The 26074-nt window shown below is 59.3% G+C and carries 26 protein-coding genes; 19 read left to right on the top strand and 7 right to left on the bottom strand.

From position 1 onward, the window contains the following. Nucleotides 1-10: 10 nt before the first annotated feature. The 3 genes from coaBC to ACR0B8_RS12865 all read right to left on the bottom strand — a co-directional run bounded on the left by coaBC (nt 11) and on the right by ACR0B8_RS12865 (nt 2961). The gene (gene coaBC / locus ACR0B8_RS12875; RefSeq protein ID WP_226689337.1) at nt 11-1207 is read right to left on the bottom strand and encodes a bifunctional phosphopantothenoylcysteine decarboxylase/phosphopantothenate--cysteine ligase CoaBC; all 1197 of its coding nucleotides are present in this window, start codon (nt 1205-1207) and stop codon (nt 11-13) included. A 63-nt stretch (nt 1208-1270) separates the two neighbouring features. Next, a complete protein-coding gene (locus ACR0B8_RS12870) occupies nt 1271-2086 on the bottom strand; it encodes a ChaN family lipoprotein (protein ID WP_226689336.1) in 816 nt (271 codons plus the stop codon). After that, entirely contained in the window at nt 2083-2961 is an 879-nt protein-coding gene (locus ACR0B8_RS12865; RefSeq protein WP_170350573.1) for an RNA polymerase factor sigma-32, read from the bottom strand. Before ACR0B8_RS12865 ends, ACR0B8_RS12870 begins: the two co-directional genes overlap by 4 nt. A 100-nt stretch (nt 2962-3061) precedes the next feature. Between ACR0B8_RS12865 and cobU the strand changes: the two genes are divergently transcribed. Genes cobU through ACR0B8_RS12845 form a run of 4 tightly spaced genes read left to right on the top strand, consistent with a single transcriptional unit; the run spans nt 3062 to nt 6661 of the window. Continuing rightward, nucleotides 3062-3583, top strand: coding sequence for a bifunctional adenosylcobinamide kinase/adenosylcobinamide-phosphate guanylyltransferase (gene cobU / locus ACR0B8_RS12860; protein WP_170361450.1), 522 nt, complete (start codon nt 3062-3064; stop codon nt 3581-3583). Then, nucleotides 3580-4158 carry a histidine phosphatase family protein gene (locus tag ACR0B8_RS12855; RefSeq protein WP_226689335.1) on the top strand — a complete coding sequence of 193 codons (579 nt, stop codon included), beginning with the start codon at nt 3580-3582 and terminating at the stop codon, nt 4156-4158. Before cobU ends, ACR0B8_RS12855 begins: the two co-directional genes overlap by 4 nt. 58 nt (nt 4159-4216) lie before the next feature. Beyond that, nucleotides 4217-5101, top strand: a complete 885-nt coding sequence (locus ACR0B8_RS12850) for a glutathione S-transferase (RefSeq protein ID WP_170377697.1) — start codon at nt 4217-4219, stop codon at nt 5099-5101. Between the two features lie 45 nt (nt 5102-5146). Continuing rightward, nucleotides 5147-6661 carry a YifB family Mg chelatase-like AAA ATPase gene (locus ACR0B8_RS12845; RefSeq protein WP_480658657.1) on the top strand — a complete coding sequence of 505 codons (1515 nt, stop codon included), beginning with the start codon at nt 5147-5149 and terminating at the stop codon, nt 6659-6661. Here ACR0B8_RS12845 and gshB read toward each other — a convergent pair. The 3 genes from gshB to rsmI form a co-directional block, all read right to left on the bottom strand. Beyond that, nucleotides 6658-7590, bottom strand: a complete 933-nt coding sequence (gshB, locus tag ACR0B8_RS12840) for a glutathione synthase (RefSeq protein WP_226689333.1) — start codon at nt 7588-7590, stop codon at nt 6658-6660. The two genes, ACR0B8_RS12845 and gshB, sit on opposite strands and share 4 nt — an antisense overlap. A 61-nt stretch (nt 7591-7651) precedes the next feature. Beyond that, nucleotides 7652-8023, bottom strand: a complete 372-nt coding sequence (locus ACR0B8_RS12835) for a YraN family protein (protein ID WP_226689332.1) — start codon at nt 8021-8023, stop codon at nt 7652-7654. A gap of 1 nt (nt 8024) precedes the next feature. Next, nucleotides 8025-8882, bottom strand: a complete 858-nt coding sequence (rsmI, locus tag ACR0B8_RS12830; RefSeq protein ID WP_226689331.1) for a 16S rRNA (cytidine(1402)-2'-O)-methyltransferase — start codon at nt 8880-8882, stop codon at nt 8025-8027. A gap of 88 nt (nt 8883-8970) precedes the next feature. Between rsmI and ACR0B8_RS12825 the strand changes: the two genes are divergently transcribed. The 3 genes from ACR0B8_RS12825 to murJ are packed head-to-tail and all read left to right on the top strand — an operon-like array spanning nt 8971 to nt 14460. After that, nucleotides 8971-10143, top strand: a complete 1173-nt coding sequence (locus ACR0B8_RS12825; RefSeq protein WP_226689330.1) for a penicillin-binding protein activator — start codon at nt 8971-8973, stop codon at nt 10141-10143. Then, on the top strand, nt 10103-12922 hold the full coding sequence (locus ACR0B8_RS12820) for a [protein-PII] uridylyltransferase (protein ID WP_226689329.1): 2820 nt from the start codon (nt 10103-10105) through the stop codon (nt 12920-12922). Before ACR0B8_RS12825 ends, ACR0B8_RS12820 begins: the two co-directional genes overlap by 41 nt. Continuing rightward, nucleotides 12919-14460 (top strand): murein biosynthesis integral membrane protein MurJ, encoded by a 1542-nt coding sequence (gene murJ, locus ACR0B8_RS12815; RefSeq protein ID WP_170516770.1) that lies wholly within the window; start codon nt 12919-12921, stop codon nt 14458-14460. The genes ACR0B8_RS12820 and murJ overlap by 4 nt, the downstream gene beginning before the upstream one ends. On the opposite strand, the gene ACR0B8_RS12810 is transcribed toward murJ, so the two are convergent. Next, on the bottom strand, nt 14461-15147 hold the full coding sequence (locus ACR0B8_RS12810) for a rhomboid family intramembrane serine protease (RefSeq protein WP_170350584.1): 687 nt from the start codon (nt 15145-15147) through the stop codon (nt 14461-14463). 86 nt (nt 15148-15233) lie between these two features. Between ACR0B8_RS12810 and trpS the strand changes: the two genes are divergently transcribed. The 12 genes from trpS (at nt 15234) to ACR0B8_RS12750 (ending at nt 26072) form a co-directional block, all read left to right on the top strand. Then, nucleotides 15234-16262, top strand: coding sequence for a tryptophan--tRNA ligase (trpS, locus tag ACR0B8_RS12805; protein WP_170361433.1), 1029 nt, complete (start codon nt 15234-15236; stop codon nt 16260-16262). A 58-nt stretch (nt 16263-16320) separates the two neighbouring features. Further along, the gene (locus ACR0B8_RS12800) at nt 16321-17184 is read left to right on the top strand and encodes a branched-chain amino acid aminotransferase (RefSeq protein WP_226689328.1); all 864 of its coding nucleotides are present in this window, start codon (nt 16321-16323) and stop codon (nt 17182-17184) included. A 65-nt stretch (nt 17185-17249) separates the two neighbouring features. After that, a complete protein-coding gene (locus ACR0B8_RS12795; protein WP_170350587.1) occupies nt 17250-17705 on the top strand; it encodes a universal stress protein in 456 nt (151 codons plus the stop codon). Nucleotides 17706-17715: 10 nt separating this feature from the next. After that, entirely contained in the window at nt 17716-18309 is a 594-nt protein-coding gene (locus ACR0B8_RS12790; protein ID WP_170361429.1) for a 2-hydroxychromene-2-carboxylate isomerase, read from the top strand. A gap of 69 nt (nt 18310-18378) precedes the next feature. Next, nucleotides 18379-18942, top strand: coding sequence for a NifU family protein (locus ACR0B8_RS12785; protein ID WP_170350589.1), 564 nt, complete (start codon nt 18379-18381; stop codon nt 18940-18942). Next, nucleotides 18932-19516: a tRNA (adenosine(37)-N6)-threonylcarbamoyltransferase complex dimerization subunit type 1 TsaB gene (tsaB, locus tag ACR0B8_RS12780; protein ID WP_170361426.1), complete on the top strand. Its 585-nt coding sequence runs from the start codon at nt 18932-18934 to the stop codon at nt 19514-19516. Before ACR0B8_RS12785 ends, tsaB begins: the two co-directional genes overlap by 11 nt. Beyond that, complete coding sequence (locus tag ACR0B8_RS12775; RefSeq protein WP_226689327.1) at nt 19513-19926, top strand: GNAT family N-acetyltransferase; 414 nt, start codon at nt 19513-19515, stop codon at nt 19924-19926. The genes tsaB and ACR0B8_RS12775 overlap by 4 nt, the downstream gene beginning before the upstream one ends. A gap of 159 nt (nt 19927-20085) precedes the next feature. Then, nucleotides 20086-21084 carry a BMP family lipoprotein gene (locus tag ACR0B8_RS12770; RefSeq protein ID WP_058281934.1) on the top strand — a complete coding sequence of 333 codons (999 nt, stop codon included), beginning with the start codon at nt 20086-20088 and terminating at the stop codon, nt 21082-21084. 85 nt (nt 21085-21169) lie between these two features. After that, on the top strand, nt 21170-22699 hold the full coding sequence (locus ACR0B8_RS12765) for an ABC transporter ATP-binding protein (RefSeq protein ID WP_170350592.1): 1530 nt from the start codon (nt 21170-21172) through the stop codon (nt 22697-22699). Between the two features lie 3 nt (nt 22700-22702). Further along, the gene (locus ACR0B8_RS12760) at nt 22703-23797 is read left to right on the top strand and encodes an ABC transporter permease (RefSeq protein WP_170350593.1); all 1095 of its coding nucleotides are present in this window, start codon (nt 22703-22705) and stop codon (nt 23795-23797) included. Then, nucleotides 23797-24807: an ABC transporter permease gene (locus ACR0B8_RS12755; RefSeq protein WP_170350594.1), complete on the top strand. Its 1011-nt coding sequence runs from the start codon at nt 23797-23799 to the stop codon at nt 24805-24807. Before ACR0B8_RS12760 ends, ACR0B8_RS12755 begins: the two co-directional genes overlap by 1 nt. 344 nt (nt 24808-25151) lie before the next feature. Continuing rightward, the gene (locus ACR0B8_RS12750) at nt 25152-26072 is read left to right on the top strand and encodes a sulfite exporter TauE/SafE family protein (protein ID WP_226689326.1); all 921 of its coding nucleotides are present in this window, start codon (nt 25152-25154) and stop codon (nt 26070-26072) included. Nucleotides 26073-26074: the final 2 nt, after the last annotated feature.

Here is a 26074-nt window from a genome sequence, read left to right as displayed (position 1 = left end):
TTCCTCTTATCTAGCTCGTCAAAGCGTCGGCGATCTTGGTCGCCAAACGCTCGGCCACTGCATCTTTGCCCATGCGCGGCCATTCCTCGGCCCCGTCATCCGAGATCAGGATCACCGCATTCTCGGACCCGCCCATGATCCCGGTTGCCGGGCTGACATCATTGGCCACGATCCAGTCACAGCCCTTACGCCCCAGTTTGGCGGTGGCATGTTCGATCACATTGTCCGTCTCGGCGGCAAATCCGACAACCAGCGCCGGGCGACCGGTTTTCATATGCGATACGCGTTTTAGGATGTCGGGATTTTCGGCAAACTCCAGCGCTGGCATCCCATCGCGGCTTTTCTTCAGCTTTTTGTCAAAGGCACTGGCAACCCGCCAATCCGCGACAGCTGCAGCGAACACGCCTGCATCCACCGGCAGTGCGGCATTGACGGCGTCCGACATTTGCAGCGCGGTTTCGACCTGCACGACCTGCACCCCTGGGGGCGGCGGAACATCCGCTGGGCCGGTAACAAAGACCACGTCAGCGCCCAGTGCAGCAAGCGCCCGGGCCACCGCCGTACCCTGCGCCCCAGACGAGCGATTGGCGATATAACGCACCGGGTCAATCGGTTCATGCGTCGGCCCCGAGGTCACAAGCACGCGCTTACCGCTAAGCGGGCCCTGACCCAGTTCCGCCTCAATCGCTGCGACGATCTCAAGCGGTTCGGACATACGGCCGGGGCCGTATTCGCCGCAAGCCATATCACCCTCGTTCGGGCCGACAAAACGGACGCCGTCGGCCTGTAATTGTTTCAAATTGCGCTGCGTCGCCGGATGGTCCCACATGCGCACATTCATCGCAGGGGCGCACAGAACCGGCGTGTCGGTCGCCATCAACAGGGTCGAGGCCAGATCGTTCGCCAGCCCGGTAGCCATCTTTCCCATCAAATCCGCAGTCGCGGGGGCCACAACGATCAAATCCGCCGAGCGCGACAATTGGATATGCCCCATCTCGGCCTCATCTGTTAGATCGAACAGATCGCGATAGGCTTTCTCTCCGGCCAGAGCCGCCACGGACAGGGGTGTCACGAATTCCTCAGCCGCGCGCGTCAACACGGGCGTCACGGCCGCGCCGCGTTCTTGTAGGCGCCGGATCAGGTCCAGCGACTTGTAAGCCGCGATCCCACCGCCGATAATCAGCAGAATGCGTTTCGATGCCAGCATGTTGAGCCTTTCCTGTCCCGGTCGGCCCCGACATTAGGCAAGGGGGCCTAACAGTTCCAGCCGTTAATTCGGCTTTTGAAACGCCAGACATGGGTCTTCACGTTCAACGCTGGGGCTGTCGATCACAGCGTCGAAGGTGCCGTTTACCACGCCATCCTCGGATTGACCCAGCACAAAGACCTTAAGCCCCGGGCGCAGTCGGGACAAATAGGTAGGAATGCCACGATCCTTACGCGCATGGCCATTCCCGGTAATCACCGCAACCGGGCCGCCAGTTTCATCGGTGGCGCGCAAGATGGCGCGCGTCAGCACTGCATCGCGCAAGCGTTGAATGGCCACCAGTTGCGGTAAGGCGCTTTCGGGGATCGCATCGCAATGGGCGGCCAGTTGATCGGCTTCGCGCGCGGCCTGTTCGTCGGCTGGCAAAGGCACGGTCAACCCGTAACGTGCCGCATCCGCGCCCAAAGCGGTGGCTGCCCCTCGCTCCATCGCCGCACGGGCTGCGGCCCGTGGAACCATCGCCCCATAAACCGGCGCGTCTGATGCCTGAAACACCGGGTAATACATGCTGAGTGGCGGCCAGCCCGATTCAAGCCATTCCAGAATGCGCGCAAGCTCTTCGGGGTTGGACACAGCCTTATCCGCCAGTCGCTGCGCACCTTCTTCTGTTACCATCTCCCACACAACAGCCGAGGGGGTGATGGCCTTCAATGCTTCGGCCTGAATGACATGGTGTTGCGGGTTGTCGTGTATCTCGCCCAAAATGACTACATCCGCCGAGGTCATCGCGGCCAGAATATCATCGGGGATCAAATCTTCGGCCTGGCCTGGCACGGCCATAACCATCAGTGTACAAACAAGAATCGCAAGCTGTCTCATGCGATGAAGTGTTGCACCTCGCGCGACTGGGCTTCAAGGTTCTTACGCATTTTCACAAAAGCCGCAGCCTCAAGCTGACGCACGCGTTCCTTCGACAGGCCAAGCTCTTGCCCCAGACTTTCCAGCGTGCGGGCAGGATCGCGCAGCTTGCGTTCGCGCACGATAAAGCGTTCGCGGTCGTTCAACGCCTGCATCGCCGTCACCAGCCATTCGCGCAGCTGTTCAGTATCGTGGCTGTTTTCAACCGTCTCGGCAGCTTGCTCGCGTTCATCCTCTAGCGCATCGATCCACTCCCGACCGTCTTCATCGCTCGATTGCACCGCGTTCAGTGAGAAATCCGAGCCCGAAAGGCGCCCTTCCATCATCTCAACATCACGCAAGGGCACACCGATTTCAGCTGCAATCATCTGGTGCAACTGATGACGGTCCAGATCCATCCCTTCGGTTGCAGCCTCGCGTTCCAAACGCGCCTGAACCCGCCGCATGTTGAAAAACAGGGATTTCTGCGATGAGGTCGACCCAGTGCGCACCATCGACCAGTTGCGCATCACGTAGTCCTGAATGCTCGCCTTGATCCACCAGACCGCATAGGTTGAAAAGCGCACGCCTCGGTCGGGATCAAATTTGTCGGCCGCTTTCATAAGGCCCAATCCGGCCTCTTGAATCAGATCATTCATCGGCGCGCCGTATCGTTTGAACTTGGCCGCCATCGAAATCGCCAGCCGCATATAGGCCGTGATCAACCGATGCAACGCTTGTTCGTCGCGGTCGTCACGCCACGCATAAGCCAGCTTTAATTCAGTTTCTGCGTCCAGCAATTCGGCTTTCATTGCCTGCCGGGACATCGAAAAATCGGTTCCATTATCCAGTGCCATGGAAATCTCCCCTTTTCACAGGCGCGGGCCGGGCTTGCCTTACCGACCTAGGGTCGATACGCAGAACAAAACCGGGTGGATCACCAGAAAGGTAATAATAGTGTATCCGGATTTAACCTTTGTGTTGGGTGGCGCGGCCTCTGGTAAATCTGCCTTTGCCGAGCAAATTGTTGTTTTATCAGGAAAAACCCGCGCTTATCTCGCCACATCACAAGTGTTTGATGATGAGATGCGCGACAAGGTTCAGCGCCATATCGCCCAACGCGGTGCAGGATGGTCGACGATCGAGGCCCCATTTGATCTTGGCCCGGCCCTGTCCGATTTGACCCCCGATCATATCTGTCTGATCGACTGCGCCACCATGTGGCTGACCAATCATCTGTTGGCTGAAAACGATCTGGAACAAGCCCAATCTGTGCTGTTGCAGGCCCTGCAATCGTGCCGGGCGCCGGTTATCATCGTCTCGAACGAAGTCGGCCATGGCATCGTCCCGGACAACTCTCTGTCCCGCCGCTTCCGCGAAGCCCAGGGACGGTTGAACATCGCGCTGGCCGCGCAGGCCGATCTGGTCGTGCAGGTCACAGCTGGGCTTCCGCTGGTGCTGAAAGGACAATTGCCGTGACCCGGCTGCATCTTGTTCGTCACGGGCCGACCCATGCGAAAACCATGGTCGGGTGGTCCGATCTGCCTGCCGACCTCAGCGATCACGCCGCTATCGCGCGGTTGCACGACCATCTGCCAGACAAGGCGCTGGTGGTATCATCTGACTTGCTGCGGGCCACCGATACGGCATCGGCCATTCAGGGTAAACGCCAGCGCCTGCCGCATCATAGAGACCTGCGCGAGATTCACTTCGGCACATGGGAATTGCGCAATTTCAAAGAGATTGAGGCCGAAAACCCCGATCTGGCCTTTGCGTATTGGGACAATCCCGGCGACGTGCGCCCGCCCAAAGGTGAAAGCTGGAACGAGGTTTGCGCCCGCGTCGATGCCGTGATCGACCAGTTGATTGTCGATCACACGGGCCACGACCTGATCATCGTGGCCCATTTCGGCGTGATCCTGACCCAGGTGCAGCGCGCCCTTGGCGTTGACGCACAAGAGGCGTTCAGCCATCGCATCGACAACCTCTCGGTCACCGACATTACTCATCACGGCAATCGCTGGTCGGTTGGGCAGATCAATCACTGTCCGTGATCACACCCCGCACAAATCACTGATTTACTGAACGATCGCGGCGCGCCATCGTAGTCGTATGACTTATGATTTATTTATCGGAGACCGCCTGTTTTCCAGCTGGTCCTTGCGCGGTTGGCTGATGCTGGAAAAGTTCGGCCTGCCCTACCGAAACCACATGATTGGCCTCTATTCCGGCACCATGGCCGAGGATATGAAGCCGCTGGCCCCGGCGCGCCTTGTCCCTGCTCTGCGCCTGCCGGATGGGACCATAGTGGGCGAAAGCCTTGCCATGGCCGAGACCTTGGCCGAACGGCATCCAGAGGCCGGGATGTGGCCCGAAGACGTGGCCGCCCGCGCAACGGCCCGGTGGCTATGCGCCGAAATGACTGCCGGATTCGCCGCGTTGCGCGCGGAATGTTCGATGCAGCTGTTGCACTGCTGGCAGGGATTTGATCCATCGCCTGAAACGCTGGTTGATCTGGACCGGATCGAAACCCTCTGGGCACATGCCCGCACTATATCCGGTGCAGACTCCGGGCCGCTTTTCGGCAGGTATTCTCTGGTGGATGTATTTTACACCCCCGTGGCCGCGCGGATCATTGGCTATGGTTTGCCTGTGTCCGTGGCTAATCGGGAATATTGCCTGGATTTGCTATCCGACCCATCGGTCCGACAATGGCGCGCAATGGGATTGACCGTGACCTATGATCCGTTCCCCTACGCATTCGACCTGCCGTCACAGGCATGGCCCATCGGCGCGCAAACCGATGCCCAATCTGTAGATAACGGACCATCGATCAACGATATCTGTCCTTATTCCGGCAAAGCGGTCACCCATTTTCTGGAACTGGACGGTCAGCGCTGGGGATTCTGTAACCAATTCTGCCGCGACAAAACGGTTGCGGACCCCGGTGCCTGGCCAAAATTCTTAGCAATGACCGACACCGTTAACCATTCGTAAACCGCATCCATGGCAGCAACGACCTGTTAACCAAACAGGTCGTTCATGGTCGCCCGTTCTCATACCGTCGCTTTCCAAGGGGTTGATGCCCGCCCGGTCGAGGTGCAATGCGCCGTCTCGCCGGGCCTGCCCGCTTTTTCCATCGTAGGCCTGCCCGACAAGGCCGTGTCCGAGGCCCGCGACCGCGTCCGCAGCGCGCTGAGTTCGATGGCCATCGCGCTGCCGTCGAAACGGATCACCATCAACCTGTCCCCCGCTGACCTGCCCAAAGAAGGCAGCCATTTCGACCTGCCCATCGCCGTCGCGCTGCTTTCGGCGTTGGAAATCATCCCGCCCGACGCCGCCGAAGGCGCGGTTTCGCTGGGCGAGTTGTCTCTGGACGGCTCGCTGGTTCCGGTCGTCGGTGCGCTGCCTGCCGCCATGACTGCCGCAGCCGAGGATCGCGCGTTGCTGTGTCCTCGAGCCTCCAGCGCCGAGGCCGCTTGGGTGGATGCCACACAGGTCATCGGCGCGGGGTCACTCGGCGATGTCGTACGCCATTTTTCGGGCCAGTCGCCCTTGCCTGCGGCCCAACCCGGCGAAGTGAACTTGGCGCCCAGCGCCCGCGATCTACGCGATGTAAAAGGGCAGGAACGGGCCAAGCGCGCGCTAGAGATAGCCGCCGCAGGCCGCCACCACGTGATCATGATCGGCACACCCGGATCGGGTAAATCCATGCTGGCTGCGCGCCTGCCCGGTATTCTGCCGCCTCTGACCCCAACCGAGGCGTTGGAAACTTCGATGATTCAATCCCTTTGCGGGTTGCTGGACGAAGGCGGCATCAGCCGCAGCCGTCCCTTTCGCGAACCCCACCATACCGCCTCTATGGCGGCTATCGTTGGAGGTGGCAAGGGCGCCAAACCGGGCGAGATTTCCTTGGCTCATAATGGCATTCTGTTCATGGACGAATTTCCCGAATTCCCGCGCACCGTGCTGGAAACCCTGCGCCAACCTATCGAGACTGGCGAGGTTATGGTCGCGCGCGCAAATGCCCATGTGAAATACCCCTGCCGGTTCATGTTGGTGGCTGCGGCCAACCCCTGCAAATGTGGATATCTGACCGATCCCGCCCGCGCCTGTTCTCGCGCGCCTGTCTGCGGAGAGGACTATCTGGGCCGCATATCAGGCCCGCTGATGGATCGGTTTGATCTGCGGATCGAGGTGCCCCCAGTCGGGTTCACCGATCTGGACCTGCCCCCATCCGGCGACAGTTCGGCCACCGTTGCGGCGCGCGTCGACCTGGCCCGCGCCATTCAGGCCGAGCGGTTCCGGGATACGCCCGCTACGCGGCAGAATGCCGATGTTGAAGGTTCGATACTGGAAGAGATTGCCGCGCCGGATGCCGAAGGCAAAGAGTTGCTGCTGAAAGCAGCTGAACGGTTCGGCCTGTCGGCGCGCGCCTTTCACCGAATTTTACGGGTCGCGCGCACGATTGCAGATCTCGATGGCGCACCAGATGTCCGGCGCCCGCACGTGGCCGAGGCGCTGAGTTTTCGCATCAGCGCCAAGGTTGCCTCTTAAAGCTTGGCTTCAATGGCCTGCCAGATCTTTTCGGCGATGTTCACACCGTCGAACCGCTCAAGCTCCTGAATGCCGGTGGGCGAGGTCACGTTGATCTCGGTCAGATAGTCTCCGATCACGTCGATCCCGACGAAAATCTGGCCTTTTTCTTTCAGCAACGGGCCGATCGCCGCGCAAATCTCCTGATCACGCTCGGACAGGCCGATCTTTTCGGGCCGCCCCCCCACATGCATGTTTGACCGTGTCTCACCCTTCGCCGGAACACGATTGATCGCGCCCACGGCCTCGCCATCCACAAGGATCACGCGCTTGTCGCCGTTGCTGACATCGGGCAGGAACTTCTGCACGATCAATGGCTCGCGCGAGAAGCCTGTAAACAGCTCGTGCAGAGAGGTCAGGTTGCGGTCATTCGCATCCAGCCGGAACACGCCCGCGCCACCGTTGCCATAGAGCGGCTTCAGAATGACATCGCCGTGCTTTTCCTTGAACGCTTTGATGGTTTGCAGATCACGCGCGATCGTGGTTGGCGGGGTCAGGTCAGGGAAATCCAGAACCAGCAGCTTTTCGGGGTAATTCCGCACCCAAAACGGATCATTGACCACCAACACCTGCCCTTTGAGACGATCCAGCAGATGGGTCGAGGTGATATAATGCATATCGAACGGAGGGTCCTGACGCAGCCAGATCACGTCGAACTCGGCCAAATCCACCTCGCGTTCCGGGCCCAGCTCGGCGGGGTTGCCTGCCACACGCTGCACTTTCATGTCCTGACCGCGCGCGGTGATCCGCCCCTCTTGATAGGCCAACTGGTCCGGGCTGTAGAAAAACAGCGTATGCCCGCGCGCCTGTGCTTCTTCGGCCAGACGGAATGAGCTGTCTGCGTTGATATCCACGGCCCCGATCGGGTCCATCTGAAAGGCGATTTTCATGGCGTGTCCCTCAGTTTCACGCCAGATACATGGCCCAGAGGGGCCGAGGGTTCAATGGGTGTCAGGCCTGACCAAACGCGTTTTCGATGATTTGAACAGCCCCCGTGGCATCCACCAACGCCGCGTCAAACCGAACATTTGTCAGCTGCCCGCCCGGTTCCGTTTCCAGAAATTGCGCTGCCGAGGTGAAAATCCGGTCAATCTGCCGCTGGTTAATCCGCGCCGCGGCCATGTCGAAACTGGTGCTTTTCTTGACCTCGATGAACACAAGCCCATCACTGCCCCGGGCGATCAGATCGATCTCACCGACTGTGCCACGCCAGCGATGATGCGCGATTTTGAAACCTCGGCGTTCATAGTCGGCTGCGACCTGCAACTCTGCCGCCTGTCCGGCATGGTAGGAAACCGAACTTCGGACAGATCGCGAGGTCATGTCATCCCTTTCCCAATTTCAACGCCTTTTGATAAATCGGACGGCGCGGTAGTTTGTACATCTGCGACACCAGATCCGCCGCATCACGCACCGAATGGGTTTCCAAGGCGCGCGTCAAAGCCTCTTCTATGTCGGATTCGTTAACAGTTTCCGAATGACCTCGGTCAACCAGAAGAACAATTTCACCTTTGACCGTCTGTCCTTGCAGGGCAGTGGCCAGTTCACCCAACGAGCCGCGCCGGATCTCTTCGAACTTTTTCGTCAACTCACGGCACATCGCGGCTTGGCGGTCTTCACCCAACACCTCGGCCAAATCCGACAGGCAAACCGCCACGCGCTTGGGCGACTCGTAGAACACCAGGGTGCCGGGAATGTCGCGCAGCGCCTCGATCCGCGTCCGGCGCGCGCCGGTTGCGTTGGGCAAGAAACCCGCGAAAAAGAACGCGTCCGTCGGCAACCCCGCCAGCGTCAGGGCCATCAATGCCGCCGACGGCCCCGGCGCGCAGGTCACCATATGCCCGGCCTCGGCCGCCTGCCGCCCCAGATCATAACCCGGATCGGCAATCAGCGGCATTCCGGCCTCGGACGCATAAGCAACCGATTTCCCTTCGGCCAGAGCATCCAGAATTTTGCCGCGTGCCCCCGCGCTGCTGTGGTCGTGATAAGCCAGAATGCGCCGCCCTTCGAGCGGGACGCCATGAATCTCCATCAACCGCCGCAGGCTGCGAGTGTCTTCGGCGGCAATCACATCGGCCGAGGCCAGCACGTCCAGCGCTCTGAGCGTGATATCGCGCGCTGTTCCAATCGGAGTGGCAACAAAATACAGGCCGGTGCCCAATCTGACTTTTTGGAAATTCAAAGCTGGACCCTCACAGCGTGACGTTTATTATCGCGACCCAATAGATTGGCGGCATCTCAAGCCGCCGGGACAGGGAGTTTTCATTCAGATGTTTACCGTTTGCAAGCCCGTTCGCAAACTGGCGCGTACCGCCGCCGTACTGGCAACCGCCGCATTTCTGGCCGCCTGTGACGTCAGCACCATCGGCGGAGGTCCGTCGATCGACACGTCAGACCCCGTGCCTGTTGCCCTGCTGGTTCCCGCGGGATCGGGGCAGGCCGGTGATGCGGCGCTGGCACGTAGCCTGGAAAACGCCGCCCGACTGGCCATGTCAGATCTGCAGAATGTTCAGATTGATCTGCGCGTTTATGACACGCGGGGCAGTTCAAATACGGCCGCTGCGGTTGCGCAGCAGGCGGTGGCGGACGGGGCGAAAATCATACTCGGTCCGGTCTATGCGCAGGCTGCAAACTCTGCAGGCATTGCGGCGCTGAGCAGCAACGTCAACGTGTTGTCCTTCTCGAACAACACCAGCATTGCAGGCGGCAATGTGTTCGTGCTTGGACCAACTTTCGACAATACGGCCAACCGCCTTGTCAGTTTTGCTGGGTCGCAAAGCAAATCAAACATGGTCATCGTTCACAGCAACGATGCTGCGGGCCAGTTGGGTCAAACCGCCATTGCCAACGCGCTTGCCGGCAGCCGCGTGAACAATGCAGGATCGGTGGGGTATGACCGTTCGCAGCAGGGCGTCATCAACTCGGTTCCCTCAGTCAAAGCAACAGTAGATGCGTCTGGCGCGGATTCGCTGTTCTTAACGGCAACCACAGCCGGCGCGCTGCCGCTTTTCACTCAGCTACTGCCTGAGGCGGGCGTTTCCACAACAAGCACGCAGTTTATCGGACTGACACGCTGGGACATCCCGCCGCAAACACTGGACCTGCCAGGCGTACAAGGTGGCTGGTTTGCGCTGCCGGACCCATCGAAGGCGCAGGCATACCGACAACGGTATAACAATACCTATGGCGAGGCCCCGCACCCGATCAGTGGATTGGCCTATGACGGCATCGCCGCAATCGCCGCACTTGTCAGCCAGGGTAAATCCAACGCTCTGACCGCTTCGGCGCTGACGCAAAACGCCGGTTTCCAGGGGGTTGGCGGTATCTTCCGCCTGCGGCCGAACGGTACGAATGAACGCGGTCTGGCTGTCGCCACGATCCAAAATAAACAGGTAGTAGTGATTGACCCTGCCCCACAAAGCTTCACAGGCGCCGGTTTCTGAGCAAACGGGTTTGAAGCTCACCCCCAGGGGTGAGCTGATCTGCCCGGCGGATGAAATTTTCGACAGCGCCGCCGTCATGGCACAGCTGTCGGAGGCCTTTGACAAGACCTCGGACAACGCAGCGCGGCGCAATGAGACCGTTCGCATCTTGCGTGATGCCCAGAAAGGTGGGCGCCAGGCCATTGCCGATGCCTTTGCCGAACGCCCGTTTGATGCACGGCCGCTGACCCATTCCTACACCTATCTGACCGATGGGCTGGTCTGTACCGCCATGAAGGTATCCAGCGAGGATCTGCACCCTCTGGCCACCCCGACACAGGGGGAAAGGATCGCTGTGCTGGCGGTGGGCGGGTATGGGCGCGGGGAAATGGCACCGTCCTCTGATGTCGACCTGCTGTTCCTGACGCCCTACAAAATCACCGCCTGGGCCGAGAGCGTGATTGAATCCATGCTGTATATCCTGTGGGATTTGCGGCTGAAGGTTGGCCATGCGTCCCGCACGATCAAGGATTGCCTGCGGCTTGGGGCCGAGGATTTCACCATCCGAACCTCGATGCTGGAACAGCGCTATCTGGCGGGGGACAGCAAACTGGCCGCCGAGCTGGACAACCGCCTGAAGGCTGACCTGTTCAAAGGCAGCGAGCGAGAGTTCATCGAAGCCAAATTGCAGGAACGCGATGAGCGTCACCAAAAACAGGGTGAGCGCTATATGGTCGAGCCCAATGTCAAAGAAGGCAAAGGCGGGCTGCGCGATCTGCAATCGCTCTACTGGATCGCGAAATACATCTATGGCGTTCAGGATGTGGCTGAACTGGTGCCTCTGGGCCTGTTTACGCCCGAAGAGTTTAAAACATTCGTAAAGGCCGAGGATTTCCTGTGGGCCGTCCGTTCGCATCTGCATCTGATCACCAGACGCCCGACCGAACAACTGACCTTTGACCTGCAAGTCGAGGTGGCCGACCGGATGGGTTATGAAGACCGGGCCGGGCGCCGCGCGGTCGAAGTGTTCATGCAGCGTTATTTCCGCGAGGCCACTTATGTCGGGGAATTGACGCGTATTTTCCTTACCAAGCTGGAAGCCTCGCATATGAAAGGTGAGGCCCTGCTTGAACGCATCTTCCGTCGCCGACCGCGGGTCAAGGCGGGCTATAGGGTGGTGCATGGTCGTCTGGACGTGGCCGATCCCGAGAAATTCCTTGCCGACAAGGTGAACCTGCTGCGTCTGTTCGAAGAAGGTTTGCGCACCGGCATGCTGATCCACCCAGACGCGATGCGGTTGGTGACCGCGAACCTGGACCTGATCGACGAAGATATGCGCGAAAACCGCGAGGCGCGGCGCATCTTCCTTGATCTGATGCTGAAACACGGCAACCCCGAACGCGCCCTGCGGCGGATGAACGAACTGGGGGTGCTGTCCGCCTTTCTGCCCGAGTTCGAGCCCATCGTGGCGATGATGCAGTTCAACATGTATCACAGCTATACGGTGGACGAGCACACCATCCAATGTATCGTTAACCTCGCCCAGATCGAACGCGGAGAACTGATTGAACCGCTGCCGCTGGTGTCGTCCATTCTGAAAGGCGGTGTGAACCGCAAGGTGCTGTATGTTGCGTTGTTGTTGCATGACATCGCCAAGGGACGACCCGAAGATCACTCGATCCTCGGCGCGCAAATCGCCCGTAAGGTTGCGCCCCGGCTTGGGCTGAACAAGGCGGACTCGGAAACCGTGGAATGGCTGGTGCGGTATCACTTGTTGATGTCGGACATGGCGCAAAAGCGCGACATCTCAGACCCGCGCACTGTGCGCGATTTTGCCAAAGCGGTGAAAACGGTCAAACGGCTGGACCTGCTGACAGTGCTGACGGTCTGCGATATTCGCGGGGTTGGGCCGAACACGTGGAACAACTGGAAAGCCACACTTTTGCGCGCCCTGCACGCCGAAACCAAGCGTGCGCTTGAAACCGGGATGGAGGACCTCAACCGCGCCAATCGCGGGACCGAGGCCAAAAAAGCCCTGCGCAACGCGTTGTCGGATTGGTCCAAGGCGGACCTCAAGACCGAAACTGGTCGGCATTACCCGCCTTATTGGCAGGGCCTGAACCTGCACACCCAAGTCGAGTTTGCCGAGATGCTGCGGGCGCTGGAACACAGCGGTGATCCGGGTGAGGTAGAAATCCGCATGCAACCGGACGAAGACCGGGACGCCACACGGGCCTGTTTCGCAATGGGCGATCACCCCGGTATCTTTGCGCGAATTGCGGGTGCTCTGGCGCTGGTCGGGGCCAACGTGGTGGATGCGCGCAGCTACACCACCAAAGACGGTTATGTAACCGATGCCTTCTGGATTCAGGACACCGAAGGCCACCCGTTCGAGGCCAGCCGCCTGCCACGCCTGGCCCAGATGATCCGAAAGACACTCAAGGGTGAGGTTGTTGCCCGCGATGCGCTGAAATCGCGCGACAAGATCAAGAAACGCGAACGCGCCTTTAACGTGCCGACCCATATCACCTTTGATAATGATGGGTCCGAGATTTACACGATCATCGAGGTCGATACCCGCGACCGTCCGGGTCTGCTCTATGACCTGACCCGAACGTTGGCCGCAGCCAATGTCTATATCGCCAACGCAGTGATCGCGACCTATGGCGAACAGGTGGTCGACACCTTTTACGTCAAGGACATGTTTGGACTAAAATACCATGCGGAAGGCAAACAGCGCACGCTTGAAACCAAACTGCGCAAAGCCATCACCGAAGGCGCCGAGCGCGCGGCCTCATGAAGCAGATCCGGTTGTTTTCAGGCCTGTTCACGGTCGGGTTCTGGACGCTGGCCAGCCGGATTCTGGGCTTTTTGCGGGAAATCCTGCTGACGGCTTATATCGGTCCGGGTCCGGTGATGGATGCTTTTGTAGCAGCCTTCCGTCTGCCAAACATGTTCCGCCGTTTCTTTGCCGAAGGCGCGTTCAACGCGGCCTTTGTGCCGATGTTTTCCAAGCGGCTGGAAGGCGAGGAAAATGCCCAAGGCTTTGCGCAGGACGCCTTCAATCTGTTGGCCGTGGCGGTACTGGCGCTGGTCGGGCTGGCAATGGTGTTCATGCCCGCGCTGGTCTGGATCACGGCCGAAGGGTTTCACGGTGATGAACGGTTCGATCTGGCCGTGGACTATGGATATGTGGTGTTCCCTTACATCCTGTTCATGTCGCTGGCGGCGCTGTTCTCGGGTGTTTTGAACGCGACGGGTCGCTTTGCCGCCGCCGCCGCCGCACCCGTATTGCTGAACATCTTTGCCTGCACGGCCCTGATCGCCGGGGCAGCCGCTGGAGGCGAGGTGATCCGTTGGCTGATCGCCGTCATTCCCGTGGCCGGGGTCGCACAGCTGGCGCTGGTCTGGGTGGCGACCGAGCGTGCAGGCATTCGCATCCGGCCCGGCCTGCCGAAACTCAGCCCCGAGATGCGCCGCATGGTGCGCATCGCCGTTCCGGCGGCACTGGCAATGGGCGTCACTCAGATCAATCTGGTGGTGGGGCAATTGGTAGCCTCGAAAACCGAAAAGGCGATCAGCTGGCTGTTCGCGGCTGACCGGTTGTATCAACTGCCGCTGGGCGTGGTGGGCATTGCCGTCGGCATCGTGCTGCTGCCCGATCTGTCCCGCCGCCTGCGCGCCGGGGACAAGGACGGCGCCCGCAACGCATTTTCCCGCGCAGGTGAGTTCACGCTGTTGCTGACCATACCGTCGACCGTGGCGTTTGTGATCCTGCCAAACCCGATGGTCTCGGTCCTGTTCGAACGTGGCCAATTCAGCGCCGAGGACACCGCGGCCACAGCGCTGGCAGTGGCAATTTACGGAATCGGCCTTCCTGCCTTTATGCTGCAAAAGCTGCTGCAACCGCTGTATTTCGCACGTGAGGATACGCGGTCCCCGTTCCGCTATGCAGTGGTTGCAATGGTCGTGAATGCCGGGCTGGCCTTTGGTCTCTATCCGCTGGTGGGTTGGATCGCACCGGCCATTGCGGCGTCGGCTGCCGGGTGGGCTATGGTCGGTCTGCTGATCCTCGGCGCGCGACGCATGGGTGAAGAGGCGCGGTTCGACGACCGCTTCAAACACCGAGCATGGCGCATCGTGGCCGCGTCGCTGGGGATGGGTGTCGTTCTATACGCCGCCATTCACCTGTTCGGCTGGGCATTCGAACTGTCCGGCTGGCGTTATCTGGCGCTGATCATCCTGATCAAGATTGCCGCGGCCACCTATTTCTTTCTGGGCCACCTGTTTGGCGCTTTCGAGGTGTCAGAGTTCCGCAAAGCCTTGCGTCGGTCGTGATCAGTCGCGGCGAATGCGCCGCACGATCCGCGCCCAGCCACCCGGGGCAAGCAGGAACGAAAGGCCAAAGCCTGTGGCAAACCCGCCCAGATCGGCCACCCAGTCAGACGTACCGCCGAACAGCAGGCCGAACACCAGTTGAATCCCCATCAGGGCCGCGATCAAACCAAAGGCGCGGTGCTGGTTTTCGCCAACCAATGACAGTTTGCGCCATAGCAACCACGTGAATGCGCCGATCAGGCCATAGACAGGCGGGAACCCTCCGACAAGCGGGTATTGGGGGTCCAGCAACAGTGCATAGGCCAGTGCCCCGCCCACGCCAGACAGCACGAAGATCACCAACATCTGAAACCCGCCAAAGACCTCGGCCACCATCTTGCCCATGGCCAACAGGAAGACGCAGACAAAAACGGCCTGCGTGAAAGAGCCCGACACGAAGGGGTAGGTCACGAAACGCATGACATGTTCGAACGGCCAGCGCCCGTTCTCGACCATCCAATCAAAGATATCAGGCGAAAACGAATAGCTCTGCAGCGCATCCAGCCGCCATCCCACCGCCGACGGACCGCCGATCAGCCCGCGTGTTCCCAGGGTAAAGGCCAGTTCCACCCCCATAATGAACAGCACCAAGGCCACCACAACGGGAGGCAAAGGGTTCACGGCGGGTGTATAATTCTCACTGCTCATTGGGCTGGCCTTTCGCGGCGGTTGACGTCCCTTAGCCTCATGGGTAAGCGACGGGGGCTGATTTTTCCAGACGGGAGTTCCCTTCGATGACCGAGACCCAGTTCACACCGCGCGTGTTTTCCGGCATCCAGCCGTCGGGAAACCTGCATCTTGGCAACTATCTGGGTGCGCTCAAGCGGTTTGTGGATATGCAGCAGCCGGACATGGAGACCATCTATTGCATGGTCGATCTGCACGCGATCACAGTCTGGCAGGACCCCAAGGAACTGGCCCATTCGACGCGCGAACTGTGCGCTGGTTTCATCGCTGCCGGTCTCGACCCGGATAAATCGATCCTGTTCAACCAAAGCCAGGTGCCTGAGCATGCGCAATTGGCGTGGATCTTCAACTGCGTCGCCCGCATGGGCTGGATGCAGCGGATGACCCAGTGGAAGGACAAGGCCGGAAAGAACCAGCAAAACGCTTCGTTGGGTCTGTTCGCCTATCCGTCGCTGATGGCCGCCGACATCCTGACCTATCACGCAACGCATGTGCCGGTTGGCGACGACCAGAAACAGCATCTTGAGCTGACGCGCGATATCGCGATCAAGTTTAACCATGATTACGGCGTCGATTTCTTTCCGATCACCGAACCTGTGATCGAAGGGGCCGCGACCCGTGTCATGAGCCTGCGCGACGGGTCCAAAAAGATGTCCAAGTCCGACCCCTCGGACATGAGCCGCATCAACATGACGGACGACGCCGACACGATCGCCAAGAAGATTCGCAAAGCCAAGACCGACCCGGATGCGCTGCCATCCGAGATCGATGGTCTGGAAGACCGCCCCGAGGCGCGCAATCTGGTGAACATCTATGCCGCGCTCAGCGATCAGACGGTCGATCAGGTGCTCGCCGATGTTGGCGGTAAACAGTTCGGTGAATTCAAACCGATGCTTGCAGAACTGGCGGTGGAAAAACTGGCACCGATTTCGTCCGAAATGGCCCGCCTGATGGGCGAAGAAGCCGAGATTGACCGGATTCTGGGCAAGGGTGCGGAAAAGGCCCGCGCGATTGCCGCGCCGATCCTGCAGCAGACTTACGAAATTGTGGGCATGGTCAGCTCAAAACAAGGCTGATTGCGCTGGACGTTACCGCAGCGCCTTCCTAGGTTTGCGCAAAGCGTGGGAGGGCGTCATGGCAGTCGGCAAGAACATCCGCACCTATTTCGAGGGTCAGTGGCATGACGGGGATGCCCCGATCATGCGCGCGGCCGATCACGGTGCTTGGCTGGGATCGTCAGTCTTCGACGGTGCGCGCTATTTCGACGGCATGGCCCCGGATCTTGAGGCACATTGTGCCCGCGTGAATCGCTCAGCCGAGGCACTGATGCTGACCCCGTTTGTCTCAACCCAGCAGATGGTCGAGATCATCCGCGAGGGGTTGGCTTCTTACGGACCGAACTCAGCCGTCTATATCCGCCCGATGTATTGGGGCATCGACGGCGACGCGACCGCCATTGTCCCACAGGAAAACAGCACTGGTTTTGCCATCTGCCTGGAAGAGATCCCGATGGCGCCCGAGACCGCCTCGGTCACGCTGGGTACCACAAAATTCCGCCGTCCGGTTCTGGAATCGTCGGTGGTGAATGCCAAGGCCGGGTGCCTGTACCCCAACAATGCGCGCATGCTGCAAGAGGTTCGCGCCAAGGGGTTCTCGAATGCGCTGGTCGCGGACGCACTGGGCCACGTGGCCGAAACTGCAACCGCCAACATCTTCATGGTCCGTGACGGAGAGGTGTTTACCCCAACCCCCAACGGCACCTTCCTGGCTGGCATCACCCGCGCGCGTCACATTGAAAACCTGCGCGCCGACGGGACGGTCGTTCACGAAGCCATCCTTGGCTTTGACGATTTCCACAAGGCGGATGAGGTCTTTATGACCGGCAACATGAACAAGATCACCCCGGTCACCGCGCTGGAGGATACGCAATATCAAATCGGCCCCATAGCCCGCCGTGCGCGCGAGCTGTATTGGGACTGGGCACTAAGCACCCGCTAAACAGCCGCTTATTGCCAGCACGCAAATGGTCGGGCATGATCGCCTGAAATATACGAGGACACTTCATGCGCAAATTCTTGGTCGTTCTGGATGACAGTCGCGAATGCCTGAACGCGATGCGTTTTGCCGCTATGCGCGCAGCCCACACCGGCGGTGGCGTTACAATCCTATCGGTCATTCCGCCGGATGAGTTCAACCATTGGATCGGCGTGGCCGAGGTAATGCGCGAGGAAGCACGCGAGCGTATTCACGCCCATTACGAGGTGTTCGCCAAGTGGATGCGCGACAAGCAAAACATCGACCCCGAACTGGCCATCCGCGAAGGTGAGCCGGTCGCCGAGATCATCGAACATGTGCAATCAGACCCCGAGATCGGGGTGCTGGTGCTAGGCGCAGGCGTTGAAAAGAAAGGCCCCGGGCCGCTGGTGACGCAACTGACCAAGAATTCGGGCAACCTGCCAATTCCGATCACCATCGTTCCTGGTGATCTGAGCAAGGAAAAGCTGGAAGAAATCACCTAAAAGGGCACCCATGCAGCGCAGCATCCAGTTCTGGTTCGAATTCGCATCCACATACTCTTACCTAAGTGCGATGCGAATCGAGGATCTGGCTGCGCAGAACGGGGTGTCAGTTGAATGGCATCCCTTTTTGCTAGGTCCGATTTTCGCCGCGCAGGGCTGGGACAATTCGCCGTTCAACATCTATCCCGCCAAAGGTCGTTATATGTGGCGCGATATGGAACGGTTGTCGGCCCAGCGGGGGTTGCGATTTGCCCGGCCTGACCCCTTTCCCCAGAATGGCCTGAAAGCTGCGCGGCTAGTGATGACGATTGAAACCCACCCTCAACGGGCTGCCTTTGTTCGGGCCGTCTATGCCGCCGAATTCGTTGATGGCCTCAATATCTCGGACGACAAGGTGCTGATCGACTGCCTGTCCCAAGCCAGCCTGCCCCCAGAAACGCTGGCCGGCTGTCAAGACCCGGATATCAAGGCGGCCTTGATCCAACAGACTCAGACCGCGCAGGCCAAGGGGATTTTCGGGGCGCCAAGCTTTCTAGTGGGGGATGAACTGTTCTGGGGCGATGACCGGCTGGATGCGGCGATGCAACTGGCGGCAGAAATTTAGAATGGTTCCAAATCTTGACTTCCCCGGCCCGGACCCGCATATCAGGTACAACTGAAACGGAGCCGTGACATGTTCATCCAGACCGAATCCACGCCGAACCCTGCAACGCTGAAATTCCTGCCCGGTCAGCCGGTGCTGGAAGCGGGCACTGCAGACTTTCCTTCGGCGGAAGCCGGGGAAAAATCACCCTTGGCGAAACGGATTTTTGCAGTGTCTGGTGTCACCGGCGTGTTCTTTGGCAATGATTTCGTCACCGTGACCAAATCGGATGACGTTCAGTGGGATCACATCAAACCGGCCATTCTGGGCGCTGTGATGGAGCATTTTCAGTCCGGTCAGCCGGTATTGGGTGAAGATGCTGTTGATGGGTCAGGTCACGCAGAACATTTCGGCGAGGATGCCGAAGTGGTCAATCAGATCAAGGACCTGCTGGATACGCGCGTGCGCCCGGCGGTGGCGCAGGATGGGGGTGACATCACGTTCCACGGGTTCGACCGGGGCGTTGTTTACCTGCACATGCAAGGCGCTTGCGCGGGCTGCCCGTCCTCGACCCTGACGCTGAAAATGGGAATTGAGAACCTGCTGCGCCACTACATCCCGGAAGTGACCGAGGTTCGCCCCGTTGCTGTCTGACCCGATCATTTTGGCATTTGACACATCGGCCGCGCATTGCGCGGCCGCTTTGCTACATGGCGACACGATTGTCGCTTCGCGCGTTGAGCCCATGTCACGCGGGCAGGCAGAACGGTTGATGCCGCTGTTAGAAGAGATTCTGGCCGAGGCGGATTGCACGTGGCGCGATCTGACCGCCATTGGAGTCGGGATCGGGCCGGGGAATTTTACCGGCATCCGTATCTCGGTTTCGGCTGCGCGGGGATTGGCGTTGGGACTTGGTATCCCGGCTGTTGGAGTTACCGGTTTTGATGCCTTGGCCGAAATCGGGGATGGGATTCCCGCGATCCGCGCACCCCGCGAGCAAGTCTATGTCGCGCTGCCCGGTCAGGACCCCGCACTGATGGCGCAGGAACAGGCAGAATCACTTGGAAATCTGATTCTGAATGATGACGCCGATGTGCTGGTCAACGCCCTTGCCCGGCTGACAGCGCAAAGATGGTCCACCACGACCCAGCCCCCTGCCCCGTTATATGTGCGCCCGGCTGATGCGGCCCCGTCAAAGGACTCACCACCGGTTCTGCTGGACGGATGACCCCGCAAGAATTGGCTCATACCCATACGGCAGCCTTCACGCAGTCGCGCCCGTGGACGGAATCAGAATTTGCTGATCTTCTGACCAATCGGTTCACGCATGTCATTGGTAACGCTGACTGTTTTGCCATGTTTCAAGTCACTGCAGGTGAAGCTGAACTGCTGACAATCGCCACCCACCCCAATAGTCAGCGCCAAGGTCTTGCCCTGCGCCTCATGCAGGACTGGCACGCAAAAGCCAAAGCTTTGGGCGCAACCCGCGCCTTTCTGGACGTTGCGGCAGACAATCACCCGGCTATCGCGTTGTACCAGCGCTGTGGATACACAACCTGCGGCCTGCGCAAGGGTTACTATCTGCGCGAAAACGCTGAGAAAATCGACGCCATTGTCATGGTCTGCGCCTTGACCTGACCGACGCCTCTTAATTTTTTCGACCATTTGGTCAAGAATCAGTTGACCGCACCGGTTGCAAACACCCTTAATTCCCGCCATCACAACAGTTATGCTCGCTCACAGTGAGTAATCGGGGCTATCTTGACCCCGACCAACAATAACAAACGGGAGTATGAAATGACCCTGATGAAATCCTTGATGGGCGCTGCCGCCGCCGTCGCGTTGACCGCGGGTGCGGCCCTGGCTGAACCAGCCCTGATCTTCGACCTGGGTGGCAAGTTTGACAAATCGTTCAACGAAGCAGCCCATAATGGGGCATCACGTTGGGCGGAACAGACCGGTAAGACTTATCGCGAAATCGAACTGCAGTCTGAAGCCCAGCGTGAACAAGCCCTGCGTCGTTTTGCCGAAGCTGGCCTGAACCCAATCATCACCATGGGTTTCGCGATGGCTGATCCGCTGGCGGCTGTCGCGGGCGACTATCCCGACACCAAATTCGTTGCAGTTGATGTGAATTGGCTAGATGCTCCAAACGTGCGTCAGATCGGCTTTGCCGAGCATGAGGGTTCCTATCTGGTTGGAATGATGGCTGCGATGGCATCTAAGACCGGAACAGTTGGCTTCATCGGTGGCATGGATATTCCGCTGATCCGTCACTTTGGCTGCGGTTACGCGCAAGGCGCCAAAGCCGTGAACCCAGACATCAATATCGTTGCCAACATGACTGGTACCACCCCATCGGCATGGAACGACCCGGTCAAGGGCTCCGAACTGACCAAGGCACAGATCAGCCAGGGTGCTGACGTCATCTATGCTGCTGCGGGCGGCACCGGTGTGGGCGTTCTGCAGACCGCCGCCGATGAAGGCATCCTTTCGATCGGTGTGGACAGCAACCAGAACCACCTGCATCCGGGCAAGGTTCTGACCTCGATGCTGAAGCGCGTGGACGTGGCCGTTTATGACGCCATGAAGGCTGGCGAGGATCTGCAAACCGGCGTTTTCGCCATGGGTCTGGCCGAAGAGGGTGTGGGCGTCGCCATGGATGAATACAACGCTGAACTAGTTACGGAAGAGATGAGCTCGGCCGTTGCAGATGCACGCAGTGACATCATCAACGGAAACGTCACCGTCGTCAGCTATTACGAGAACGACAGCTGCCCGGCACTGCAGTTCTGATATCGCGTGGGGCGGGGGTTGATCCTCCGCCTCATTCCCACTTGGCCGCAGCGTTCGCGGCCTTTTCGGCAATTGAGGACACGACATGACAGTCCCCGCCATTGAGCTCAAAGGGATTTCCAAAGCCTTTGGGCCGGTTCAGGCCAACAAAGACATTTCCATCAGCGTCGTCCCTGGCACGATCCACGGGATCATCGGTGAAAACGGTGCGGGCAAATCCACGCTGATGAGTATTCTCTACGGTTTCTACAAAGCCGACAAAGGTGAGATTTGGATCAACGGGACCAAGACCGACATCCCCGACAGTCAGGCGGCGATTGCGGCGGGCATCGGGATGGTGTTCCAGCATTTCAAGCTGGTTGAGAATTTCACGGTTCTGGAAAACATCGTTCTGGGCGCCGAAGATGGCGGGCTGCTGGCTCCGTCTTTGTCCAAGGCTCGCAAGGAACTGAAAGAGCTGGAAGAAGAATACGAGCTGTTCGTTGACCCAGACAAGCGCATTGACGAAATCGGCGTGGGGATGCAGCAACGGGTCGAAATCCTCAAAGCCTTGTATCGCAAGGCCGAGATTTTGATTTTGGACGAACCGACCGGCGTTCTGACCCCGGCCGAGGCCGATCAGCTGTTCCGCATTCTCGACCGTCTGCGGGCCGAAGGGAAGACGATCATCGTGATCACCCACAAGCTGCGCGAGATCATGGAAAACACCGATACAGTCTCGGTGATGCGGCGCGGGCAGATGACGGCGACAGTAAAAACCGCCGAAACCAGCCCCGAGGAGCTGGCCGAGCTGATGGTAGGCCGCAAGGTTCTGCTGCAAGTCGACAAGGTTCCTGCAAAACCCGGCAAACCCATTCTTGAGGTCGAAAACCTGCGCGTCTTCGATTCAGCGGGCGTTGAGCGGGTCAAGGGTATCGACTTGACGGTCCGCGCGGGTGAGATCGTCGGCATCGCCGGTGTTGCGGGTAATGGCCAGTCGGAACTGCTTGAGGTTTTGGGCGGGATGCGGCCTGGAAAAGGGTCGATCAAGCTGAATGGTGAACCGCTGGCGCTTAGTGGGCATGGGTCTGACGGTCAGGCGCGGCGTGCGCAGCATATCGCTCACGTCCCCGAGGATCGTCAGCGCGAGGGCCTGATCATGGATTTCCACGCGTGGGAAAACGTGGCGTTCGGCTATCACCGCGACCCTGCCTATAAACGCGGTCTGTTCATGGACAATGCCGCCCTGCGCGCGGATACCGAGCGCAAAATTGAAAAGTTCGATGTGCGCCCGCCCAATGGCTGGCTGACCGCCAAAAGCTTTTCAGGCGGCAACCAGCAGAAAATCGTCGTCGCGCGCGAGATCGAGCGGAACCCCGATCTGTTGCTGGTCGGCCAGCCGACACGCGGTGTGGATATCGGCGCGATCGAATTCATTCACAAACAAATCGTCGCCCTGCGCGATCAGGGGAAGGCAATCCTGCTGGTCTCGGTCGAGTTGGAGGAGATCTTCTCGCTGTCCGATCGGATCGCGGTAATGTTCGACGGACATATTATGGGCGAACGCCTGCCCCATGAGACAGATGAAAAAGAACTGGGCCTGCTGATGGCCGGTGTTGCGGAAGAGGCCGCGTGAAGCATGGATAAAATGCCCAAATGGGCCGATGTCGTTCTGATCCCGCTGATCAGTCTGATACTGGCCGCTATCCTTTCGGCGCTGGTTATTCTGGCCATTGGTGAGAACCCGGTTGAAGCGGTGAATCTGATGGTTACCGGCGCGCTGGGGTCGACTTATGGCTGGGGCTATACGCTCTATTACGCGACCAATTTCATGTTCACCGGGCTGGCGGTGGCTGTGGCGTTCCACGCGCGGCTGTTCAACATCGGCGGCGAAGGCCAGGCCATGCTGGGCGGGCTTGGCGTTGCCATAGTGTGTCTGTACATCGACTGGCCGCATTGGAGCATTGCCCTGCTGGCCGCCTGTGCGGCGTCGATGCTGTTTGGGGCGGCATGGGCCGCAATCCCGGCCTATCTGCAAGCCAAACGTGGCAGTCATATCGTCATCACCACGATCATGTTCAACTTTATTGCGGCGGCCTTCCTGAACTATATGCTGGTCAATGTGATGCGCCCGCAGGGCTCGCAAGATCCTGCAACTGCACGCTTCCCCGAGGCCGTGCATCTGCCGACCTTCCAGTCGATGTTCTCGACCGCTGAAAACGCGGTGTTCAAGGGTGCGCCGGCCAATATCTCGTTCTTCGTCGCGATCCTGGCCTGTTTCGTGGTCTGGGCGCTGATCTGGCGGACGCGGCTGGGGTATGAAATCCGCGCCTATGGTCATTCCGAAACCGGCGCTGTTTATGCCGGTATCTCGCCCGTACGCATCACTATCGTCGCCATGCTGATCTCGGGTGCGTTGGCCGGGTTGATGGCGACCAACAACGTGATGGGAGAGGCTGAACGGCTGGTACTCAACTCGACCGAAGGTGCGGGTTTCATCGGGATTGCCGTGGCGCTGATGGGCCGGTCGCACCCGTTCGGCGTGTTTGTGGCGGCCCTTTTATTCGGGTTCCTGTACCAGGGCGGTGCCGAATTGGCGCTGTGGACCTCGATCCCGCGTGAGCTGATCGTGGTTATTCAAGCGCTGGTGATCCTGTTTACCGGGGCACTGGACAACATGGTGCGCATGCCGCTTGAGAAACTGTTCCTCGGTCTGCGGAAGGGGGCCGAGTGATGGAGATTTTCGTAACACTCATTCAGGTTTTTGATTCAACGATCCGTCTGGCAACACCGCTTTTACTGGCATGTCTGGCCGGGTTGTATTCGGAACGCGCGGGTATTTTCGACATAGGGCTGGAAGGCAAGATGTTGATGGCGGCGTTTTTCTCGGCGGCGATTGCGGCAGTGACCGGGTCTGTCTGGTTGGGCCTGCTGGCGGGGATCGGATCCTCGCTGATTTTGTCCGGCTTGCACGGGCTCGCTTCGATCACCTTCAGGGGCAATCAGCTGATCTCGGGCGTTGCCATCAACTTTCTGGCCTCGGGCCTGACTGTTCTGATTGCGCAGAGCTGGTTCAAACAGGGCGGGCGCACGCCTTCTCTCTTTGGCGGTGGACGGTTCGAATCTGCAGAGTTTCCTTATGCAATCGGCCCCGAAGATGCTGAACTGTCGGGAAAACCGGTTTCTGAACTGATGTCTGACACAAATTCGTTTCACATGGTGTATTCCGAACTACTCTCGGGTCATTCGATATTGGTCTATGTGGCGTTTCTGATGGTGCCATTGACATGGTGGATTCTGTATCGCACCCGGTTCGGCTTGCGCCTGCGCGCGGTGGGTGAAAATCCGGCTGCGGTGGATACCGCAGGTGTCTCGGTTGTCGGCCTGAGATTTGCGGCCGTTGCCATCTGCGGCGTGCTGTGTGGGATCGCCGGGGCCTATCTGGCCACTGCCCTGCAGGCCGGGTTCGTCAAGGAAATGACCGCCGGTCGCGGGTTCATCGCTTTGGCCGCGCTGATCTTTGCGAAATGGCGGCCTTGGCATGCGATGTGGGCTTGCCTGCTGTTCGGTCTGCTACAGGCGATTGCGCTGCGTTTCCAGAACATCGACCTGGGCGGCGTGGTTATCCCGGTACAGGCCATGGATGCCCTGCCCTATATCCTGACGGTGGTTATTCTGGCCGGGTTCGTAGGCAAAGCCGTCCCGCCACGCGCCGGTGGCGAACCCTATGTGAAAGAGCGCTGATAAGTCCAGTTTAAGACTCATTTCAGTCCTGTTCGCTGCAGAGCGGCATGCAGAGTTGATTTTGCATGCCGCAACCGCTCTAAGGGGGTATGTGTTTGTTTCCTGTGATAGCCAAGATCGGATTCGTTCCTGTCACGGTGGCAAACGCACAAAAACGTCTCGGTTCCGGGGTCCGTTTTTCAATTCAGCCAGATCGGCTTGTCGATCACGCAGCCCGCGCGATCGGCAGGTTGGTATTCGCCATACGGCCGCATTGCGCGCGCAGTATTAAAGCCTCATCCCTGTGGTATGAGACGGGCCGGATCACTTTGTGTGACGCGTCTGACCTCATCCGGTAAATACACATGCAGATCTACCTTCCAATCGCCGAAGTCTCCGTCAACGCCTTTTTGCTGCTGGGGCTGGGTGGGATGGTTGGCATCCTGTCGGGCATGTTCGGTGTAGGCGGCGGGTTTCTGATGACGCCGCTGCTGTTCTTCATCGGCATCCCCCCCGCTGTCGCCGTCGCAACCGAAGCCAACCAGATCGTCGCCTCGTCCTTTTCCGGTGTATTAGCGCATTTTCGACGAAAGACCGTAGATCTGAAAATGGGCACGGTCTTATTGATCGGGGGCTTAATGGGTGCGGCCCTTGGGGTGGTGGTGTTCAACTATCTCAAAAGCCTGGGCCAGGTCGATCTGCTTGTCACGTTATGCTACGTCGTCTTCCTTGGCGTCGTTGGTGGCCTGATGTTCATCGAAAGCTTGCGGGCACTGCGCAAGGCCAAAAAGGGCGGCGGCGCACCAGCAAAACGGCGCCAGCGTGGCTGGGTTCATGCGATGCCGTTCAAAATGCGCTTTCGCACTTCGGGCCTGTATATCTCGGTCATTCCCCCAATTCTGGTCGGGCTTTGCGTCGGTGTACTGGCGGCCATCATGGGCGTCGGCGGCGGCTTTATTATGGTGCCTGCAATGATCTATCTACTGGGCATGCCCACCAAGGTGGTGGTTGGAACATCCTTGTTTCAGATTATCTTCGTGACCGGCTTTACCACCATGCTGCACGCAACCACGAACTTTACGGTTGATGTTGTTCTGGCCGTTCTGCTGCTGGTCGGCGGTGTCGTGGGCGCGCAGATTGGAACAGTGATTGGCGCGAAGATGCCCGCCGAGCAGTTGCGCGTGCTGCTGGCAGCCCTGGTTCTGGTGGTCTGCGGCAAGCTGGCACTGGACTTATTGATCGAACCATCCGAGCTGTATTCCATTGGCAGCGAAGGAGGGCACTGATC

The sequence above is a fragment of the Ruegeria sp. BH6 genome, assembly GCF_056538105.1.
Note: the sequence above shows the minus strand (reverse complement) of the source record. Positions and strands in the feature narration are given on the sequence as shown.